Genomic DNA, 19,032 nt, shown 5'->3' with positions numbered 1-19,032 from the left:
CATGATGATGGCCGTCAGAAGCGCTCGGGGCGGATCAGGGCGAAGATGAGATAGGCGGTGAGCAGCAGCGTAACGCCGCCTGAGAGGACGTAGTCGATCAACATCAGTCTCGCTCCTAAAGCCGGTTGCAGCCGAGCGCGTAGGCATAGAAGAGCCCGAAGGAGACGATGCCCAAGGCTACGAGGATGAAGTCCCACATGTGACGCAGTCTCCAAAAGCTCTCGCCGCGCGACGAGCGCCGCGCGGTCAAAGAGAAATGACGGATGATGCCGCGCCCACCGAAAACCGTCGGTCGCGAAGCATCACTTGCAGGGAGAAGATGTCACCAACGCCATAAAGGTTCGAGACGGGCCGAAGGCCAAAGAAATAGGAATTTCATAAAGATCGCGCGGGCGCATGGACGGGAAGTTCACACCCGACAAAGTCCATACGCGAGTGGTATCGCCAAAATGAAAAAGCCTCCGTCCCTTTCGGGACGAAGGCTTCTCAAAAGATTGAGACTTTGAGGCCGGCTCTTAGAGCGCGGCTTCCAGCGTCGTGAGCTGGTTTAAAAATGCCTCGGCGCGGGTCTTGGTCTCGTCGTCCTTGGCGTCGGCTGCATCCTCGCGCGCATCCTGGATGCGACGGGCGAGATCCTCGCGGTCGATGCTCGCCACCGGCACGGCCGATTCGGCAAGCAGCGTGCAGCCGGAGGGCAGGATGTCGGCGAAACCGCCGAACACGACGTAGCGCTCGTCGGCACCAGTCACGGTCTTGACCGTGACGACGCCCGGCTTGATCGTGGTCATCACCGGCGCGTGGTTGGCCAGAACCGTCATCTCGCCTTCCGCACCCGGAATGACGACGGACTGCACCTCTTCCGAAACGAGCAGACGCTCGGGCGAGACCAGTTCGAATTTGAAAGCTTCAGCCATTACCGTATCCGCTCAACCCATTTAGGTGGCACCCAGACCGAATGGCTTCGCGCCTCTCCAGTCTTGGTCTTGATCCAGCAAGTAATTTCTACCTGCTCGATCGGGGCATGCCACTCATCGACGGTCCATACCTGCCCGATGAGTAACGTTAATTCTGCAACGTCTTCCTTAGGCAAGTCAGCCAGGAATTCGTCACTAAGTGTAATTAGACGGACCCGATCGCCAGAGGCGAAGTCGGGCCCGTCCAATTTTATTACGCAGCTTCCGCTGCCAGACGCTGTGCCTTTTCGATGGCCATGTCGATCGAGCCGACCATGTAGAAGGCTGCTTCCGGCAGGTGATCGTATTCGCCTTCGACCAGACCCTTGAAGCTCTTGATCGTGTCTTCGAGCGGCACGAGCTGGCCCGGCGAACCGGTGAACACTTCGGCCACGAAGAAGGGCTGCGACAGGAAGCGCTCGACCTTGCGGGCGCGGGCAACCGTGATCTTGTCCTCTTCCGACAGCTCGTCCATGCCCAGGATGGCGATGATGTCCTGCAGCGACTTGTAGCGCTGGAGGATTTCCTGGACGCGGCGGGCAACCTGGTAGTGCTCTTCGCCGACGATCAGCGGGTCGAGCATGCGCGAGGTCGAGTCGAGCGGATCGACGGCCGGGTAGATGCCCTTCTCCGAGATCGCGCGGTTAAGCACGGTCGTCGCGTCAAGGTGCGCGAACGAGGTCGCAGGCGCCGGATCGGTCAAGTCGTCGGCCGGCACGTAGATGGCCTGCACGGACGTGATCGAGCCCTTGTGGGTCGTGGTGATGCGTTCCTGCATCTGGCCCATGTCGGTCGACAGCGTCGGCTGATAGCCCACGGCCGAAGGAATACGGCCGAGAAGTGCCGACACTTCCGAACCCGCCTGCGTGAAGCGGAAGATGTTGTCGACGAAGAACAGAACGTCCTGGCCCTGATCGCGGAAATGCTCGGCGATGGTCAGGCCGGAGAGAGCGACGCGCGCGCGCGCGCCGGGCGGCTCGTTCATCTGGCCGAACACCAGGGCGCATTTCGAACCTTCGGTCGAGCCGTTGTTCTCATGCGGGTCCTTGTTGACGCCCGATTCGATCATTTCGTGGTAAAGGTCGTTGCCCTCGCGGGTGCGCTCGCCGACACCGGCAAACACCGAGTAACCACCGTGCGCCTTTGCGACGTTGTTGATCAGTTCCTGGATCAGAACGGTCTTGCCGACGCCGGCGCCGCCGAACAGGCCGATCTTGCCGCCGCGAGCGTAAGGAGCCAGAAGGTCGACGACCTTGATGCCGGTGACGAGAATCTGCGCTTCCGTCGACTGGTCGACATAGGCCGGAGCGTCCTGGTGGATGGCGCGACGCACCTTGGTCTTGACCGGGCCTGCTTCGTCGACCGGCTCGCCGATGACGTTCATGATGCGGCCGAGCGTTTCGTCACCGACCGGAACCGTGATCGGCTCGCCCGTGTCGTAGACGGCCTGGCCGCGAACCAGACCTTCCGAAATGTCCATGGCGATGCAGCGCACGGTGTTTTCGCCGAGATGCTGCGCCACTTCGAGAACGAGACGGTTGGAACCGTTCATGGTCTCAAGTGCGTTCAGGATCTTCGGCAGGTTGCCGCCTTCGAAGGAAACGTCGACGACAGCGCCGATGACCTGGCTGACCTTGCCGGCCGCGCCCTTGGCCGACATGGCCGTCGACGACGACTTGGCCGCCACTGCCTTGGTGGCAACGGCTTTCGCCGGGGCTGCCTTGGCAGGAGCTGCCTTGGCCGGGGCCGCCGCTGCCGTCACGGCAGGAGCCTTTGCAGCCGCTGCCTTGGCGGGCGCTGCCTTCTTTGCTGCCGGGGCCTTCGCCGCCGGAGCCGCTTTCGGAGTAGCTGCTTTAGCCATTGTGGTAACCTCTTTGGTCCGTTTTCTGTTTCCACATGATCGATCGAAAAGCCGGCGGCTTTTCTCAGGTCACGTGACTAGAGCGCTTCCGCGCCCGAAATGATTTCGATCAGTTCTTTGGTGATCTGCGCCTGACGCTGGCGGTTGTACGACATCGTCAGCTTGTTGATCATGTCGCCGGCGTTGCGCGTCGCATTGTCCATCGCGCTCATCTTGGCGCCCATCTCGCCGGCGGCGTTTTCGAGCAGCGCCCGGAAAACCTGCACGGAGATGTTGCGCGGAATGAGGTCGCTCAGGATCTCGCCCGGCTCCGGCTCGTATTCGTACACGGCGCTGCCTGCCGATTCCGGCTCACCCTCGGCAACCGCCGCGGCCGGAATGATCTGCTGCGCGGTCGGAACCTGGCTGATCACCGACTTGAATTCCGAATAGAACAGCGTGCAGACGTCGAAGGCGCCTTCATTGAACAGGCCGATCACCTTCTTGGCGATCGCATCGGCATGAACGAAGCCGACCTGCTTGGCTTCGCGCAGATCGACGCGCTCGATGATCAGCGAGGCGTAGTCGCGGCGAAGGATATCAAAGCCCTTCTTGCCGACGCAGATGATCTTCACGGTCTTGCCGGAGGCGATCAGCTTGCGGGCATGATCGCGGGCAAAGCGCGCGATCTGCGAGTTGAAACCGCCGCAAAGACCGCGCTCGGCCGTGCAGACGACGAGCAGGTGCACGTCATCCTTGCCGGTGCCGGTCATCAGCGCCGGGGCTTCGCCACCGCCGCCGACCGCCTGGGCGATATTGGCCAGAACAGCACCCATCCGCTGCGAATAGGGCCGGGCGGCTTCTGCCGCTTCCTGGGCGCGGCGCAGCTTCGCCGCGGCGACCATCTGCATCGCCTTGGTGATTTTCTGCGTCGCCTTGACCGAGGCGATACGGTTACGGAGGTCTTTTAACGAGGCCATGCCTTACCCGTCAGTGTCAGGCGAAGTTTTTCGCGAAAGCGTCGATATGGGCCTTGAGCTTGCCACGAACGTCGTCGCTCAGCGCCTTCTCCTTGCGGATCGCGTCGAGAACGTCCTTGCCGTCGGCACGCATATGCGCAAGCAGACCCTGCTCGAACTTGCCGACCTGGTTGAGGGCAAGCTTGTCGAGATAGCCGTTGACGCCGGCATAGATCACCGCGACCTGCTCTTCCGTCTTCAGCGGCGAGAACTGCGGCTGCTTCAGGAGTTCGGTCAGGCGTGCGCCGCGGTTGAGCAGGCGCTGCGTGGCGGCATCGAGGTCAGAGCCGAACTGCGCGAAGGCCGCCATTTCGCGGTACTGCGCGAGCTCGCCCTTGATCGAGCCGGCGACCTGCTTCATCGCCTTGATCTGGGCCGAAGAACCGACGCGCGACACCGAGAGACCGACGTTCACGGCAGGACGGATGCCCTGGAAGAACAGGTTGGTTTCAAGGAAGATCTGGCCGTCGGTGATCGAGATCACGTTGGTCGGGATGTAGGCCGAAACGTCGTTGGCCTGCGTTTCGATGACCGGCAGAGCCGTCAGCGAGCCATTGCCGTTTTCGTCGTTGAGCTTGGCAGCGCGCTCGAGCAGGCGCGAGTGCAGGTAGAAGACGTCGCCCGGATAGGCTTCGCGGCCCGGCGGGCGGCGCAGCAGCAGCGACATCTGGCGGTAAGCCACGGCCTGCTTGGACAGATCGTCATAAGAGATCAGCGCATGCATGCCGTTGTCGCGGAAATATTCGCCCATGGCGCAACCGGCAAACGGTGCCAGGAACTGCATCGGCGCCGGATCGGAAGCGGTGGCGGCGATGATGATCGAGTAGTCGAGCGCGCCGCGCTCTTCCAGAACCTTCACGAACTGCGCGACGGTCGAGCGCTTCTGGCCGACGGCGACATAGACGCAGAACAGCTTTTCCGCTTCCGGACCGCTGTCGTGGATGGCCTTCTGGTTGAGGATGGTGTCGAGAATGATGGCGGTCTTGCCGGTCTGGCGATCGCCGATGACCAGCTCGCGCTGGCCGCGACCGACCGGGATGAGTGCGTCGATGGCCTTGAGGCCGGTAGACATCGGCTCATGCACCGACTTGCGGGGGATGATGCCGGGCGCCTTGACGTCGACGCGGCGACGCTCTGCTGCCTTGATCGGGCCCTTGCCGTCGATCGGGTTGCCGAGCGCGTCGACGACGCGGCCAAGCAGGCCGGGACCAACGGGCACGTCGACGATGGCGCCGGTGCGCTTGACGGTGTCGCCTTCCTTGATGTCACGGTCGTTGCCGAAAATAACGACGCCGACATTGTCGCTTTCGAGGTTCAGCGCCATGCCGCGGATGCCGCCGGGGAACTCGACCATTTCGCCCGCCTGGACGTTGTCGAGACCGTAGACGCGGGCGATACCGTCACCGACGGAAAGCACCTGACCGACTTCGGAGACTTCAGCCTCCTTGCCGAAATTCTTGATCTGGTCTTTGAGAATTGCGGAAATTTCCGCGGCGCGGATGTCCATCAGCCGACCTCTTTCAGTGCAAGCTTGAGCGAATTGAGTTTGGTTTTGAGCGACGTGTCGATCTGGCGCGAGCCCATCTTGACCACCAGTCCGCCGAGAAGCGACGGATCGACGGTGACCGTGATGGACACGTCCTTGCCGGCAACACTTTTCAGCGCAGCCTTCAGTTCGGTTTTCTGGGCGGCAGACAGGTCATGTGCCGAAGTCACTTCGGCAGCAACCTCGCCACGCGCCTCGGCAGCGATCTCGCGGAACGCCTTGATCATGCCGGGCACCGCGAAGAGACGGCGGTTCTGCGCGACGACGCGCAGGAAGTTACCGACCAGGCCGGTGATCTTCGCCTTGTCGGCGATGGCGGTGATGGCCTTGAACTGCTCATCGGCCGAGAACACCGGGCTCTTGATCATACGGTTGAGATCGTCGCTGCCGGCGAGCAATGCTTCGAAGCGACCGAGGTCGCCTTCGACCTTGGAAATCTGCTTCGACTGCGCTGCCAGTTCGTACAGCGAACCCGCATAGCGTTCGGCAACTGCGGAGATTGGCGAGCTAGACTTTGCCACGGTCCGTCTTTTCTCTTGTCTGACAGGCCGGAAGATTCTTAGGCTGGAGTCTGGAACTCTGGCTAAATCTTTGACCTTGCTGCGTTTTATCGATCTGGCGGAAGCGGCTGTCGCATCCCCCGATCGAAAGTCGATTGCCGTCTAGCACACGCTTTTCAGAGTCGCAACACGTTGGCGAAGCGGCTTTTAGGCAGATTTGTCGCATGCTGCGCGCAGATAGGCGCCAACAGGCCCCAATCAGGGCACGAAGCCGAAGGCGAAGGCCAGCGGCAATGCAGCCAGAACGAGTGCCACGATCAGCCAGACCCAGTTGTAAAGCCTGTTTCCCTGATCCGACAGCATCGAGACGATACGCCCGAAAACAGTGAACAGCCAGGAGAACCCGAGCGCCATGTAAAGCAGCGGCTGGGCAAGCAGAATGCAGCACAGGCCAACGCCGAGATAGAAGCCGGACATCGTCGCCCGCGCCTCCGAAACCGCCTCGGGATGGTGCTCGACGGTCTGCAGGCGCAGGATGCGTAGCGACAGCCTTGGCCCGAAAAGCAGCAGCAGGCCAAACAGCACCGTTACAACGGCTGAAGACCACGCCAGCCATTCGCCTTGCGTGACCGGCCAGGGAAACGCGAATTCCATGATGTCCCCTCGAAAAATATCTGGTTCGAAACCGCACGCATTCTAGCGTGCGCTGGCAGCAGCGCCAGATGGAGAAAACAGTTTCTACCGGCAAGATCAGCTTAAGGCGAACTCGACAGCCGTCTCCGCATGGATGCGGGTCGTATCGAACACGGGAATATCGAAGTCCTGCTCGCCAATGAGCATCGTTATCTCCGTGCAGCCCATGATGACGCTGTCGATACCGTCATCGCGCCGCATCCGCTCGACCTCGGCGATGTACGCGACTTTCGAAGCGTCGGTGACGATGCCGCGGCAGAGCTCCTCATAGATGACGCGGTGGACCATATCGCGCCCCGGCGCATCCGGCACCACCGGCGAGAGCCCGAATTTCTCGGCCAGCCGGCCTTTGTAGAAATCCTCTTCCATGGTGAAGCGCGTCGCCAGAAGCGCCGGCCGCACGCACCCTGCCCGCTTGACGGCCGCAGCGGTCGCGTCGGCGATGTGGATCAACGGGATCGAAACGGCTGCCTGAACGTCGTCAGCCATTTTGTGCATCGTATTCGTGCAGATCACCAGTCCCTCGGCGCCTGCCGCCTCCAGCTTGCGAGCCGCATCGATCATCAGCGCCGCTGCCGCGCGCCAGTCGCCGGCATGCTGGCGCTCGGCGATCTCGGCGAAATCGAACGACCACAGCAGCAGCCTGGCCGAATGCAATCCGCCCAACCGCTCGCGCACGATCTCGTTGAGATGACGATAATAGATCGCCGTGCTTTCCCAGCTCATGCCGCCGATAAGGCCAAGGGTTTTCATGATTGGTCATCCTTGTCCATTTTGCGAACCCTCACAAAAAGCTCTGCGGATCGATGTCGACCTGCACCCGCACCGAGCCGCGGACCTTCGGCCCATTCGCCAGCATGGCGCGCAGATAGCCTTGCATGTCTGCCGGCCGGTCACCCTGCACCAGCAGGCGAAAACGGTGCCGCCCGGCAACCATTGCCAGCGGCGCCTCGGCCGGCCCCAGCACATGGATATCCTTCGCCGGCGGGGCTGCGCGGCGCAGCAGCCGCGCATGGCTTTCGGCGTCCGGTCGATTGTCGGCACTGACGATGATGCCGGCCAGCCGCCCGAAAGGCGGCAGCGCAGATTTTTCCCGCTCGAGGATTTCGCGCTCGTAAAACGCCTCGGCATCGCCCGAAACGATCGCCCGCATGACCGGATGCTCCGGCTGGTAGGTCTGGAGCAGGCCGAGGCTCTTCTTGCCGGTGCGCCCTGCCCGCCCCGTCACCTGGCTCAGCAGCTGAAACGTCCGCTCGGCAGCGCGCGGATCGCCATTGGCGAGGCCGAGATCGGCATCGATGACACCGACCAGCGTCATGTTTGGAAAATTGTGCCCCTTGGCCACCAGTTGCGTGCCGATGACGATATCGGCCTCGCCCTTGGCAATAGCCTCCAGCTCCAGCCTGAGCCGCTTCACGCCGCCCATCATGTCCGAAGAAAGCACGATCGTTCTTGCGTCCGGAAAGTGCCCGACGACTTCCTCGGCGATGCGCTCCACCCCAGGCCCGCAGGCGACGAGGTGATCGAGCGTTCCGCATTCGGGGCAGGCCTCGGGGCGCTTTTCATTGTGGCCGCAATGGTGACAGACGAGCTGGCCACGAAAGCGGTGCTCGACCAGCCAGGCCGAGCAGGACGGGCACTGGAAACGATGGCCGCAGACCCGGCACAGCGTCAGCGGCGCATAACCGCGCCGGTTGAGGAACAGCAGCGACTGTTCTTGTCTCTCCAGCGTGCGGCGCATGTGATCGACAAGCACCGGCGAAAGGAAGCCGCCGCGTGCCGGCGGGGCGCGGCGCAGGTCTATCGACTTGATGTCGGGAAGCGCTGCTTCGGCAAAACGCGCTGACAGCACGGCACGGCCATAGCGCCCCTGCTGCGCATTGACCCGGCTTTCAACCGACGGCGTGGCGGAAGCCAGCACCACCGGAAAACTCCCGATATGGCCACGCACCACAGCCATGTCGCGGGCATTGTAGAAGACGCGGTCCTCCTGCTTGTAGGCAGGGTCGTGTTCTTCATCGACGACGATCAGCCCGAGTTCCTTGAAAGGCAGGAACAGCGCCGAGCGGGCGCCGGCAACCACCCGCACGCCGCCTTCGGCCAGTTGCCGCCAGACGCGCTCACGTTTTTTCGGCGCAAGATCGGAATGCCATTCGGCGGGCTTTGCGCCGAACCTGTCCTGGAAGCGCTCCAGAAACGCCTGCGTCAGCGCGATTTCCGGCAGCAGGATCAGCACTTGCTTGCCCTTTTCGAGTGCGGCTGCAACCGCCTCGAAATAGACTTCCGTCTTGCCCGAGCCGGTCACACCGTCGAGCAGCGTCACGCTGAAGCCGCCGGCCTCGCCTTTGGCGCGCAATTCCTTCGCGGCAATGTCCTGGTCGCCGATCAGTTCGGCCTTGCCATAGGTCGGGTCGGGCGCGGCCACCACCGGGCGCGGCGGGATCATCACCGTTTCGAACACGCCCTGCGCCTTCAGCCCGTCGATGACGGTGGACGACACGCCCGCCGCATGGGCAAGGCCGGAGCGTGTCCAGGCCATGCCGTCGGACGCCATTTCCAGCACACGAGCGCGTGCCGCCGTCATCCGGTCGGGATCATTGGCCGCGCGTTGCAGGCCCTCTACCCATGGCTCGGGATCGAAGGCTTCCGGCGCGCGCAGGATCATGCGCGCCACCATGCCGGGCGGCGACAGCGTATAGGCAGCAATCCAGTCGACGAAGCGGCGCATCGCCTGGTCCACCGGAGGGCAATCGAATACATGCGAGATCGCGCGCAGCTTCCTGGCGTCGACTGCTTCGCCCGGCCCATCCCAGACGATGCCGGCCACTTCGCGCGGCCCCAACGGCACGCGCACGATCGAGCCCGGCACCACGCTCATGCCAGCCGGCACGGCATAGGTGTAGGGGCGCTCGGCCGGCATCGGCACCAGAACCGGCACTGCCTTGGTTTCGAACGAATCGTGCTTCATGGCGCGTGACCTTGCCCGGACTTTGCGTTAGAGCAAAGGCCGATCAACGACGCGCCTCCTGAGACGCTGACATTTTTGCCAAGGAGATACTCCCATGAAATTCTTCGTCGACACCGCCGACGTGAAGGAAATCCGCGAACTCAATGATCTCGGCCTTCTCGATGGCGTCACCACAAACCCGTCGCTGATCCTCAAGTCTGGCCGCAACATCGCCGAAGTCACCAAGGAAATCTGCGACATCGTCGACGGCCCGGTTTCGGCGGAAGTGACGGCCACCGAATACTCCGAGATGATGAAGGAAGCCAAGGTCCTCGCCAAGATCGCCGACAATGTCTGCATCAAGGTGCCGCTGACGCTTGACGGCCTCAAGGCCTGCAAGTCGATCCGCACCGACCTCGGCCGCCAGGTCAATGTCACGCTGTGCTTCTCGGCCACCCAGGCACTGCTTGCCGCCAAGGCCGGCGCCAGCTTCATCTCACCCTTCATCGGCCGCCTCGACGATATGGGCTTCGACGGCATGGAGCTGATCGCCGAGATCCGCCAGATCTACGACAACTACGATTTCGACACCGAAATCCTCGCCGCCTCGATCCGCACCGTCGACCACGTCAAGCGCGCCGCCCTCATCGGCTCCGATGTCGCCACCGTTCCGCCGGCAACGCTGAAGGCGCTGGTCAAGCATCCGCTGACCGACAAGGGCCTCGAGCAGTTCCTGGCCGACTGGGCCAAGACCGGCCAGAAGATCGGCTAATCGCTTACAGCACCGCGCGTCCAATTGGACGCGCAAAGGACGCTGTAACATCTGGAATCTAGTCGAAATCGCCGGCGGGCATCATGCCCGTCGGCCGCATGCCTTCGATCATCGTCGCGCCGTTCAGGCGCACGACCGTCAAGGCCCGGGCACCGGTGCGCTCCCCGATCATCTCCGCCAGTTCGCGCGAATGGGTCACCACCCAGACCTGCGTCCGCTCGGCCGCCCGCGCGATCATATCGGCCAGCGCCGGCAGCATCTGCGGATGCAAGCTTGTTTCCGGCTCGTTGAGCGCGATCAGCCGCGGCAGGCGGTAGGATAGAAGCGCTCCGGCCAAAGCAACGAAACGCAGCTGCCCGTCGGAAAGCTCTTCCGGCCTGAACACGCGCTTCGGGAATTCCGGCGTGACGAGACCGAATGAAGCGGTCTCCTTCGGCACGGCAATATCCAGCTCTGCCCCACCCAGCGCCTCGGCGATACAGCGGTCGAGATCGACCGTGTCCTGCCGGATGTGCTTCAGCGTGGCGAACACGGCGGCGAGATTGGCGCCATCCTCATCGAGCAATGGCGAAGTTACGGCCAAGGCCGGTTTGCGAACCGGCGAATCGCGATCGGTCCGAAAACCATGGAAGAAGCGCCAGCCGAGCACCGCTGCACGCAGGTCGCCAATCTCGGGATAGCGCCCGGAATTGCCGAGCGACGAAAGCGCCGTTTCCGAGTTGAGCATCTTCACCGGATGTTCGACGCGCCGCCCGTCGCCGTCGCGGGCAAAGACTGCCGGACCCTTGCGCGTCATCATCTCCACCGGCCGGCGGCCGGGTTCGACGGACAGCGTCTCTTCCTTGATATGCGGCTCGAAACCAAAACCCGCCGAAGCAGGCGGCGGCAGTCCGATCTCGACCTGATAGGACGATTTCACCGCCGTATCATCGTCTTCGAAATCGGCGCGAAGGATGACACGCACCGGCTGCCCGGCCCGGCGCCTGCCTGACCACAGTGCCGACTGCATGCCGCCTTCGCGCGCGATTTCAGTGGCAAGCGTGCCTTCGGCCGAAGCCTTGATGAGTTGAAGCGCGCGGTAGAGGTTCGACTTGCCGACGCCGTTTTCGCCGACGAACAGCCCGACCTGTCCGACATCGAGCCGGATCGACATCAGCGATCGGTAACCGGCAGCGGAAAGCGACGTCAGGCGCATATTTCACGACACCACGGCGATTCCCGCCTGCAAGAAAGCGCGAGCCGGAATCAGAGCTTCGACAGATCCTGTGCGATCGCGAGCCTCAGAAGTTCGGCCAGTTCGCGAGCCGCCCGGTTCTGTGCATCGAGCTCGGCCCGGTACTGGGCAAATCCCTGTCGCGGAATGTCATAGGAAGACGATATGGTACGCTTCCCTTTCCCGACGATATTCCCGGTCTTAATCTCTCTCAGCACATAGACCGACGTCAGCATCATCGTACCCGCCGTCGGCTCGTCCTCGGTGGTGCGCTGTACGAGCACCGCTGAAGTCTTCTGCGCGACTGCGTTCAGCTGAAGCGTGTATATCGGGTTTGCCGGCTGGCCGGCCCCGCCATTCAACCCGAATATCAGCTGGTTGCGGATTTCCTGCCCGTAACGCGTTTCCACCGGCAATATCTTGATTGAATTCAGCCCCGTCGCCGCTCCTGCCGGCGCGCCGGACGCAGTAGGCGCAGTGGAATACAACGGCCGCACGGTGCAGGCCGAGACCATGACCGCCGACGCGACGAGTGCCGCCACGGCCATGCCGCGCGAGAAAGAGACCGGGAATTTCCGCGACTGATCAGGCAACGACATTGACGATCCTCTGAGGCACCACGATTACCTTGCGGGGGGTCTTTCCTTCAAGCGCCTTCTGGACGGAATCGAGCGCCAGCGCCGCCTTTTCGACGGCACCTTGATCTGCGTCGCGGGCAATTGTCAAATCGCCGCGCTTCTTGCCGTTGACCTGCACCGGATAGGTGAATTCATTGTCCACGACCAGCGCCGGATCGAACACCGGCCATGGCCGCTCGGAAACGAGTCCCTCGCCGCCAAGCGTTGCCCAGCATTCCTCGGCCAGATGCGGCATGATCGGCGCGATCAGCTGCACGAGGATTTCGGCCGCCTCGCGCGTTGCCGCCTTCAGCGCTTCGTCCCCCTTGCCTTCACCGATCTCACCGACCGGCCCGGTCATCGCATTCGCGAGCTCGTAGATGCGCGCAATCGCGCGGTTGAAGGCGAGCTTTTCGATATCCTCACCGACTGCCTTCAGCGCCTTGTGGGCAGCCTTGGACACGGCGCCCGCCTCGCCGTCCTGCGACGATGCAGGCTTCACGCCGGCAAGCTGCTCGGCAGCCGTAGAGACGAGACGCCAGACGCGCTGGATGAAGCGGTGCGCGCCGGCCGCACCGTCGTCGGTCCATTCCACATCACGCTCGGGCGGCGAATCCGACAGCATGAACCAGCGCGCGGTGTCGGCGCCGTAGCCGTCGGTGATCTCTTCCGGGCTCACCGTGTTCTTCTTCGACTTCGACATCTTTTCGAGCGGACCGATCTCGGCGACCTCGCCGGTCTCGATCACGATCGCGCGGCGATCGGCATCGCTGCCCTCGATGCGGACCTCAGTCGGCGTCAGCCAGCGTCCGTTCGATGCACCGCCGACGCGGTAGGTCTCGTGAACCACCATGCCCTGCGTGAACAGGCCCTTGAACGGCTCGGCCAGATCGACATGTCCGGTCTCGCGCATGGCGCGGGTGAAGAAGCGCGAATAGAGCAGATGCAGGATCGCGTGCTCGATGCCGCCGATATACTGGTCCACCGGCAGCCATTCATTGGCAGCCTTCGGGTCGGTCGGCTCGTTCTCCCAGGGTGCGGTGAAGCGCGCGAAATACCACGACGAATCGACAAACGTGTCCATCGTGTCGGTTTCGCGCCGCGCATCCTTGCCGCACTGCGGGCATTTCACATGCCGCCAGGTCGGGTGACGGTCGAGCGGATTGCCCGGCTTGTCGAAATCGATGTCGTCGGGCAGTTTCACCGGCAGGTCGGCCTTCGGCACCGGCACCACGCCGCAATCGTCGCAATGGATCATCGGGATCGGGCAGCCCCAATAGCGCTGGCGCGAGATGCCCCAGTCGCGCAAGCGGAATTGCACCTTGCGCTCGCCCATCGGGCGATTGCCGATCGTCTTGCCTTCCAGCAGCTTGGCGACCTCGTCGAACGCGCGGTCGGGCGTCATGCCATCGAGGAAGCGCGAATTGATCATCACGCCGTCGTCGGTATAGGCCTCCTCGGTGACCTGGAATGTAGCCGCATCGCCGTCTTCCGGCATCACCACCGGAATGACCGGCAGGCCGTATTTGTTGGCGAAATCGAGATCGCGCTGGTCGCCCGATGGGCAGCCGAAGATCGCGCCCGTGCCATATTCCATCAGCACGAAATTGGCGACGTAGACCGGCAGCGTCCAGCTGTCGTCGAAAGGATGCACGACGCGGATGCCCGTATCGAAACCCTTCTTCTCGGCAGTCTCGAGGGCGGCCACCGACGTGCCCATGCGCCGGCATTCGTCGGCAAAAGCTGCGAGCTCCGGATTGGTCTCGGCGGCTTTCTTCGCCAGCGGGTGGTCGGCTGCGATCGCCATGAAGGAGGCACCGAAGATCGTGTCGGGCCGCGTCGTATAGACTTCCAGCTCACCCTCACCGTTAGGGGAAGTACCCCCGGCGATCGGCCAGCGGATCAGCAGGCCTTCCGACCGGCCGATCCAGTTCGACTGCATGGTGCGGACCTTTTCCGGCCATTCGGTCAGCCCGTCGAGCGAATCGAGCAGGTCCTGCGCATAGTCGGTGATCTTGAAGAACCACTGCGTCAGCTCGCGCTGTTCGACCAGCGCGCCGGAGCGCCAGCCGCGCCCGTCGATGACCTGCTCGTTGGCGAGCACGGTCATGTCCTCCGGGTCCCAGTTGACCTTGGAGGATTTGCGCGTCACCAGCCCCTTGGCGACGAAGTCAAGGAACAGCATCTGCTGGCGGTGGTAATAGTCGACGTCGCAGGTCGCGAATTCGCGCGTCCAGTCGATCGACAGGCCCATGACCTTGAGCTGCGCGCGCATCGTCGCGATGTTCTCATAGGTCCAGTCCTTGGGATGGACCTTGTTCTGCATCGCGGCGTTTTCCGCCGGCATGCCGAAGGCGTCCCAGCCCATCGGGTGCAGTACGTTGAAACCCTTGGCGCGCTTGTAGCGGGCCACAACGTCGCCCATCGTGTAGTTGCGGGTGTGGCCGATATGGATGCGTCCCGACGGATAGGGGAACATCTCCAGCACGTAGTATTTTGGGCGCGGATCGTCGTTCTTCGTCTCGAAGAGCTTTTTTTCGTCCCAGGCTTTTTGCCACTTGGGTTCGGATGCGCGCGGGTTGTATCGTTCGGTTGCCATCGGGTGTTTTTCACTTAAAAGCATGCGCGAAACCGCAGGCCGCAGCCTGGCAGTTCGCAAAATGTGGTCCGGGTGTTCACCATGGATTGCCGAACCCGTCAACTCCGGCAGCCCGAACCCCGACAAAATGCAGCAGGACGTGACATGGAAAAATCGGTCGAACAGCTCGCTTCGGTGAAGGAAAAGATCGCCGCCTCCGAGCGCGAAATCAGGCGCCCCGCGGGTTCCGTGACGCTGGTTGCAGTGTCAAAAACTTTCGAGGCGACCGAAATCCGCCCGGTGATCGAGGCCGGCCAGCGCGTCTTCGGCGAGAACCGCGTGCAGGAAGCGCAAGGCAAGTGGCCGGCGCTGAAGGAGGAATTTCCCAATCTCGAACTGCATTTGATCGGCCCGCTGCAATCCAACAAGGCGAAGGAAGCCGTAGCCCTGTTCGACGTCATAGAAACCGTCGACCGCGAAAAGATCGCCGCCGAACTCGCCAAGGAAATCGCCAGGCAAGGAAAAGCGCCAAAGCTCTACGTACAGGTCAACACCGGCTCCGAGCCGCAAAAAGCCGGCATCGAACCGAAAGAGGCCGTCGCCTTCGTCAAGCGCTGCCGCGAGGTTCACAATCTCGCGATCGAAGGCCTTATGTGCATTCCCCCCGCCGACGAAAACCCCGGCCCACATTTCGCCCTTCTCGAAAAACTGGCCCGCGAGGTAGGCCTCGAAAAACTGTCGATGGGCATGTCCGGCGACTACGAACTGGCCGTCGCCTTCGGCGCGACCTCGGTGCGTGTGGGCTCGGCGATTTTTGGTAGCCGGTAGCGGAGGCACGCAATCCTTGAAGTTCAGGCATGGAACCGATATATCTAGCCAAGCTAGCTAGGAGTGTCGTCATGAACTGGCATCTTCAGGACGCGAAGAACAATTTCTCCAAAGTCGTGCAGCGAGCACGGACGGAAGGTCCGCAGACAGTCACGCTACGCGGCGAGCGGGCGGCTGTCGTGATCTCGGCTGAGGAGTATGACCGGCTTGCCGGTAAGAAGAAGAGTCTGGCCGAACATCTGCTCTCTGGACCGGTCTGGGACGATGAATTCGCCGAGGAGGTCAACCGTCGTTCCCAGACCATGATCCGCGACATCGATCTCTGATGTATTTGCTGGATACCAATGTCGTTTCGGATATTCAGAGGCGTTTGTCAGCGCCAACCGACTGGTTGGCTTCGGTAGATCCGGATTCGGTCAATCTCAGTGTTATTACAATCGGCGAGATCGAAAGAGGCATCATAAAGCTGCGTAAGCTCGACACAAAAAGGGCCACTCAGCTTGAATTATGGCTTCGCCAGATTCGGCATGACAACGCAGATCGGATACTCTCGATCACCGAAGAAATCGCCCTAACCTGGGGCCGTATCACCGCCGGTAGAACACGGGGCAGCGCCGATACGCTTATCGCCGCCACAGCCCTTGTCCACGATCTCATCCTCGTCACCCGCAACGTGGCCGATTTCGAAGATACGGGCGTGACGATCCTCAATCCCTGGGCGACCTGATCCTTCAGTGGCCAACGCTCTGCAGGCGGTTTCTCAATGCATCACAAACTCGCCGGCCACGTTGCGCCATTCGTTCGGCGCGATCAGCTTCCGGTGCGTGTAGCTGACCGAATGCAGCGGACCGTCGAGCTTGGCCTTCCAGAATTCGATGAAACTGAACAGGCCCGGGAATTTCGGCGCCAGGTCATAGTCCTGCCAGATGAATGTCTGCAGCACATGAGGGTGGTCGGGCATGTGATAGAGAAGCTGTGCCGTGGTCAGCCCGTAACCCTTCAGCATCAGTTCCAGTTCAGAAGTCTCACGCATGGCAATTCTCCCGCCTCAGCCGATCCTCCACAGTCACGATGATGCGACCCGATGATTAACCGGCTACTAACAACCTATCACGATTCGCGTAATTTCACTTATGAAATCAAATGCTTGGCAGCAGGCATAGGCGAGTGCTGATAGCGCCGCGGTTCCGCACAGGCATCGAGCGGGTCGCAACCACGCCCAAACCCTATGTCTAATATTGTCGCCGGCCCGGGAATGATATTAAGTCCGGCGAATTCCGCGCTACGAAGCGCAGCCGGCGGAGATCGACCGCCGGTCACTATGGGGAGAGAACATGTCCGATGTAAAAGTCCACCGCGTCCAGCCGGCGTGGAAAAAGAACGCGTTGATCGACAACGACACCTACCTGAAATGGTATGGCGACAGCGTCAAGAATCCCGACAAGTTCTGGGCCAAGCACGGCAAGCGCATCGACTGGTTCAAGCCATACACCAAGGTCAAGAACACCTCGTTCACCGGCAAGGTCTCGATCAAATGGTTCGAGGACGGGCTGACCAACGTCTCCTACAACTGCATCGACCGCCACCTCAAGAAGCGCGGCGACCAGACCGCGATCATCTGGGAGGGCGACAATCCTTACGACGACAAGAAGATCACCTATAACGAGCTTTACGAGCATGTCTGCCGGCTCGCCAATGTGCTGAAGAAGCACGGCGTGAAGAAGGGCGACCGCGTCACGATCTACATGCCGATGATCCCGGAAGCAGCCTATGCGATGCTAGCCTGCACGCGCATCGGCGCCATCCATTCGATCGTCTTCGGCGGCTTCTCGCCCGACGCGCTGGCCGGCCGCATCGTCGATTGCGAATCGACTTTCGTCATCACCGCCGACGAGGGCCTGCGCGGCGGCAAGACCATCCCGCTCAAGGAAAACACCGACAAGGCGATCGACATCGCCGCCAAAAACCACGTCAGGGTCAAGACCGTCGTTGTCGTGCGCCGCACCGGCGGAAAGGTCGGCTGGGCTCCGGGCCGCGACGTCTGGTATCACGACGAGGTTGCTTCGGTGAAACCCGACTGCAAGCCGGAAAAGATGAAGGCCGAAGACCCGCTGTTCATCCTCTACACCTCCGGCTCCACCGGCAAGCCGAAGGGCGTACTGCACACCACCGGCGGCTATCTCGTCTTTGCCTCGATGACCCACCAATATGTCTTCGACTATCATGACGGCGACATCTACTGGTGCACCGCCGATGTCGGCTGGGTCACCGGTCACAGCTACATCGTCTACGGCCCGCTCGCCAACGGTGCGACCACGCTGATGTTCGAGGGCGTGCCGAACTATCCGTCCGCCTCCCGCTTCTGGGATGTCGTCGACAAACACAAGGTCAACATCTTCTACACCGCCCCCACCGCTATCCGCGCGCTGATGGGGGCCGGCGACGACCATGTGAAGAAGACCTCGCGCAAGAGCCTTCGTGTGCTCGGTTCGGTCGGCGAGCCGATCAACCCGGAAGCCTGGGAATGGTATTTCAATGTCGTCGGCAACAAGAAGGTACCAATCGTCGACACATGGTGGCAGACCGAGACCGGCGGCATCCTGATCACGCCGCTGCCCGGCGCCACCGACCTCAAGGCCGGCTCGGCGACGCGGCCCTTCTTCGGCGTCCAGCCGCAGCTCGTCGACAATGACGGCAAGGTGCTGGAGGGTGCCGCCGACGGCAATCTCTGCATCGTAGACTCGTGGCCCGGCCAGATGCGCACCGTCTATGGCGACCATGAGCGCTTCATCCAGACCTATTTTTCCACCTACAAGGGCAAATATTTCACCGGCGATGGCTGCCGCCGCGATGCCGACGGCTATTACTGGATCACCGGCCGCGTCGACGACGTCATCAACGTCTCCGGCCACCGCATGGGTACGGCCGAGGTCGAATCCGCGCTGGTCTCTCACGACAAGGTCTCGGAAGCCGCCGTCGTCGGCTACCCCCACGACATCAAGGGCCAGGGCATCTACAGCTATGTCACGCTGATGAGCGGCGTCGAATGGTCGGAAGATCTGCGCAAGGAACTCATCGCCCATGTCCGCAAGGAGATCGGCGCCATCGCCTCGCCCGACAAGATCCAGTTCGCGCCGGGCCTGCCCAAGACGCGCTCCGGCAAGATCATGCGCCGCATCCTGCGCAAGATCGCCGAAGACGACTTTGGCGCGCTCGGCGATACGTCCACGCTTGCCGATCCGGCGGTGGTCGATGACCTGATCGAGAACCGGCAGAACAAGAAGGGGTAACCCAGATCATCTTATTCCCCTCCCCCTTGTGGGGAGGGGTTAGGGGTGGGAGTCCCATACTCGATTGCCCCGTGATCGGACGCCCCGCACAAGAATGCAAACACCGTTGCAGATTTGCACTTGCGAAATCGGGCAAACAGTCCCACCTTCGGGTTGTGTTCAACAAATGAAAGGAGGTGATCCGATGTCGAGTGGTTTCGGTTTTCAGAGCGAGGGCTCAGCGGATTACCTTTCTG

The 19,032-nt window shown here is 62.0% G+C and carries 18 protein-coding genes; 5 read left to right on the top strand and 13 right to left on the bottom strand.

What is annotated here, in order from left to right; all coding sequences use genetic code 11:
- Positions 1-14: 14 nt before the first annotated feature.
- From kdpF to WBQ96_RS10140, 9 genes are all read right to left on the bottom strand, one after another.
- Positions 15-104 (bottom strand): K(+)-transporting ATPase subunit F, encoded by a 90-nt coding sequence (kdpF, locus tag WBQ96_RS10180; protein WP_165118196.1) that lies wholly within the window; start codon positions 102-104, stop codon positions 15-17.
- A gap of 411 nt (positions 105-515) precedes the next feature.
- Complete coding sequence (locus WBQ96_RS10175) at positions 516-914, bottom strand: F0F1 ATP synthase subunit epsilon (RefSeq protein WP_165118192.1); 399 nt, start codon at positions 912-914, stop codon at positions 516-518.
- Positions 915-1,167: 253 nt separating this feature from the next.
- The gene (gene atpD / locus WBQ96_RS10170; protein WP_165118190.1) at positions 1,168-2,814 is read right to left on the bottom strand and encodes a F0F1 ATP synthase subunit beta; all 1,647 of its coding nucleotides are present in this window, start codon (positions 2,812-2,814) and stop codon (positions 1,168-1,170) included.
- A gap of 77 nt (positions 2,815-2,891) precedes the next feature.
- Positions 2,892-3,773, bottom strand: a complete 882-nt coding sequence (locus WBQ96_RS10165; protein ID WP_336550159.1) for a F0F1 ATP synthase subunit gamma — start codon at positions 3,771-3,773, stop codon at positions 2,892-2,894.
- Positions 3,774-3,789: 16 nt separating this feature from the next.
- Positions 3,790-5,319 (bottom strand): F0F1 ATP synthase subunit alpha, encoded by a 1,530-nt coding sequence (gene atpA, locus WBQ96_RS10160; protein WP_165118186.1) that lies wholly within the window; start codon positions 5,317-5,319, stop codon positions 3,790-3,792.
- Positions 5,319-5,879 (bottom strand): F0F1 ATP synthase subunit delta, encoded by a 561-nt coding sequence (locus WBQ96_RS10155; protein ID WP_165118184.1) that lies wholly within the window; start codon positions 5,877-5,879, stop codon positions 5,319-5,321. Before WBQ96_RS10155 ends, atpA begins: the two co-directional genes overlap by 1 nt.
- A 237-nt stretch (positions 5,880-6,116) precedes the next feature.
- Positions 6,117-6,512: an AGROH133_08824 family phage infection protein gene (locus tag WBQ96_RS10150; RefSeq protein ID WP_165118182.1), complete on the bottom strand. Its 396-nt coding sequence runs from the start codon at positions 6,510-6,512 to the stop codon at positions 6,117-6,119.
- A 96-nt stretch (positions 6,513-6,608) separates the two neighbouring features.
- Positions 6,609-7,304, bottom strand: a complete 696-nt coding sequence (locus WBQ96_RS10145; protein ID WP_336550162.1) for an aspartate/glutamate racemase family protein — start codon at positions 7,302-7,304, stop codon at positions 6,609-6,611.
- 31 nt (positions 7,305-7,335) lie between these two features.
- The gene (locus tag WBQ96_RS10140; RefSeq protein ID WP_336550164.1) at positions 7,336-9,519 is read right to left on the bottom strand and encodes a primosomal protein N'; all 2,184 of its coding nucleotides are present in this window, start codon (positions 9,517-9,519) and stop codon (positions 7,336-7,338) included.
- A 94-nt stretch (positions 9,520-9,613) separates the two neighbouring features.
- On the opposite strand from WBQ96_RS10140, the gene fsa reads away from it, so the two are divergent.
- Positions 9,614-10,270 carry a fructose-6-phosphate aldolase gene (fsa, locus tag WBQ96_RS10135; protein ID WP_165118177.1) on the top strand — a complete coding sequence of 219 codons (657 nt, stop codon included), beginning with the start codon at positions 9,614-9,616 and terminating at the stop codon, positions 10,268-10,270.
- A gap of 58 nt (positions 10,271-10,328) precedes the next feature.
- Here fsa and WBQ96_RS10130 read toward each other — a convergent pair whose 3' ends face one another.
- Genes WBQ96_RS10130 through leuS form a run of 3 tightly spaced genes read right to left on the bottom strand, consistent with a single transcriptional unit; the run spans position 10,329 to position 14,699 of the window.
- Positions 10,329-11,465, bottom strand: a complete 1,137-nt coding sequence (locus WBQ96_RS10130; RefSeq protein WP_336550166.1) for an AAA family ATPase — start codon at positions 11,463-11,465, stop codon at positions 10,329-10,331.
- 50 nt (positions 11,466-11,515) lie between these two features.
- Positions 11,516-12,082: a hypothetical protein gene (locus tag WBQ96_RS10125; protein ID WP_165118173.1), complete on the bottom strand. Its 567-nt coding sequence runs from the start codon at positions 12,080-12,082 to the stop codon at positions 11,516-11,518.
- The gene (leuS, locus tag WBQ96_RS10120; RefSeq protein WP_336550169.1) at positions 12,069-14,699 is read right to left on the bottom strand and encodes a leucine--tRNA ligase; all 2,631 of its coding nucleotides are present in this window, start codon (positions 14,697-14,699) and stop codon (positions 12,069-12,071) included. Before leuS ends, WBQ96_RS10125 begins: the two co-directional genes overlap by 14 nt.
- A 144-nt stretch (positions 14,700-14,843) precedes the next feature.
- Between leuS and WBQ96_RS10115 the strand changes: the two genes are divergently transcribed.
- The 3 genes from WBQ96_RS10115 (at position 14,844) to WBQ96_RS10105 (ending at position 16,233) form a co-directional block, all read left to right on the top strand.
- Entirely contained in the window at positions 14,844-15,506 is a 663-nt protein-coding gene (locus WBQ96_RS10115; RefSeq protein ID WP_336550171.1) for a YggS family pyridoxal phosphate-dependent enzyme, read from the top strand.
- A gap of 71 nt (positions 15,507-15,577) precedes the next feature.
- The gene (locus WBQ96_RS10110) at positions 15,578-15,832 is read left to right on the top strand and encodes a type II toxin-antitoxin system Phd/YefM family antitoxin (protein WP_336550172.1); all 255 of its coding nucleotides are present in this window, start codon (positions 15,578-15,580) and stop codon (positions 15,830-15,832) included.
- On the top strand, positions 15,832-16,233 hold the full coding sequence (locus WBQ96_RS10105; protein WP_336550174.1) for a type II toxin-antitoxin system VapC family toxin: 402 nt from the start codon (positions 15,832-15,834) through the stop codon (positions 16,231-16,233). Before WBQ96_RS10110 ends, WBQ96_RS10105 begins: the two co-directional genes overlap by 1 nt.
- Before the next feature lie 33 nt (positions 16,234-16,266).
- On the opposite strand, the gene WBQ96_RS10100 is transcribed toward WBQ96_RS10105, so the two are convergent.
- On the bottom strand, positions 16,267-16,539 hold the full coding sequence (locus WBQ96_RS10100) for an usg protein (RefSeq protein ID WP_336550176.1): 273 nt from the start codon (positions 16,537-16,539) through the stop codon (positions 16,267-16,269).
- A 301-nt stretch (positions 16,540-16,840) separates the two neighbouring features.
- Here WBQ96_RS10100 and acs point away from each other — a divergent pair, with 301 nt between their 5' ends.
- Positions 16,841-18,796: an acetate--CoA ligase gene (gene acs / locus WBQ96_RS10095; RefSeq protein ID WP_336550178.1), complete on the top strand. Its 1,956-nt coding sequence runs from the start codon at positions 16,841-16,843 to the stop codon at positions 18,794-18,796.
- The last annotated feature ends 236 nt before the right edge of the window (positions 18,797-19,032 follow it).

The sequence above is a fragment of the Mesorhizobium sp. CCNWLY176 genome (genome assembly GCF_037153935.1).
Classification (GTDB): Bacteria; Pseudomonadota; Alphaproteobacteria; order Rhizobiales; family Rhizobiaceae; genus Mesorhizobium_M; species Mesorhizobium_M zhangyense.
This window is presented reverse-complemented; position numbering and strand designations above follow the sequence as displayed.

Excerpts from the sequence above, each read along its gene's own strand:
- WBQ96_RS10100 (WP_336550176.1), bottom strand. The coding sequence starts at position 16,539 with ATGCGTGAGACTTCTGAACTGGAACTGATGCTGAAGGGTTACGGGCTG.
- fsa (WP_165118177.1), top strand. The coding sequence starts at position 9,614 with ATGAAATTCTTCGTCGACACCGCCGACGTGAAGGAAATCCGCGAACTC.
- kdpF (WP_165118196.1), bottom strand. The coding sequence starts at position 104 with ATGTTGATCGACTACGTCCTCTCAGGCGGCGTTACGCTGCTGCTCACC.
- WBQ96_RS10125 (WP_165118173.1), bottom strand. The coding sequence starts at position 12,082 with ATGTCGTTGCCTGATCAGTCGCGGAAATTCCCGGTCTCTTTCTCGCGC.
- WBQ96_RS10150 (WP_165118182.1), bottom strand. The coding sequence starts at position 6,512 with ATGGAATTCGCGTTTCCCTGGCCGGTCACGCAAGGCGAATGGCTGGCG.
- WBQ96_RS10110 (WP_336550172.1), top strand. The coding sequence starts at position 15,578 with ATGAACTGGCATCTTCAGGACGCGAAGAACAATTTCTCCAAAGTCGTG.
- WBQ96_RS10105 (WP_336550174.1), top strand. The coding sequence starts at position 15,832 with ATGTATTTGCTGGATACCAATGTCGTTTCGGATATTCAGAGGCGTTTG.
- WBQ96_RS10175 (WP_165118192.1), bottom strand. The coding sequence starts at position 914 with ATGGCTGAAGCTTTCAAATTCGAACTGGTCTCGCCCGAGCGTCTGCTC.
- atpD (WP_165118190.1), bottom strand. The coding sequence starts at position 2,814 with ATGGCTAAAGCAGCTACTCCGAAAGCGGCTCCGGCGGCGAAGGCCCCG.
- WBQ96_RS10140 (WP_336550164.1), bottom strand. The coding sequence starts at position 9,519 with ATGAAGCACGATTCGTTCGAAACCAAGGCAGTGCCGGTTCTGGTGCCG.
- WBQ96_RS10130 (WP_336550166.1), bottom strand. The coding sequence starts at position 11,465 with ATGCGCCTGACGTCGCTTTCCGCTGCCGGTTACCGATCGCTGATGTCG.
- WBQ96_RS10115 (WP_336550171.1), top strand. The coding sequence starts at position 14,844 with ATGGAAAAATCGGTCGAACAGCTCGCTTCGGTGAAGGAAAAGATCGCC.
- leuS (WP_336550169.1), bottom strand. The coding sequence starts at position 14,699 with ATGGCAACCGAACGATACAACCCGCGCGCATCCGAACCCAAGTGGCAA.
- WBQ96_RS10165 (WP_336550159.1), bottom strand. The coding sequence starts at position 3,773 with ATGGCCTCGTTAAAAGACCTCCGTAACCGTATCGCCTCGGTCAAGGCG.
- acs (WP_336550178.1), top strand. The coding sequence starts at position 16,841 with ATGTCCGATGTAAAAGTCCACCGCGTCCAGCCGGCGTGGAAAAAGAAC.
- atpA (WP_165118186.1), bottom strand. The coding sequence starts at position 5,319 with ATGGACATCCGCGCCGCGGAAATTTCCGCAATTCTCAAAGACCAGATC.
- WBQ96_RS10145 (WP_336550162.1), bottom strand. The coding sequence starts at position 7,304 with ATGAAAACCCTTGGCCTTATCGGCGGCATGAGCTGGGAAAGCACGGCG.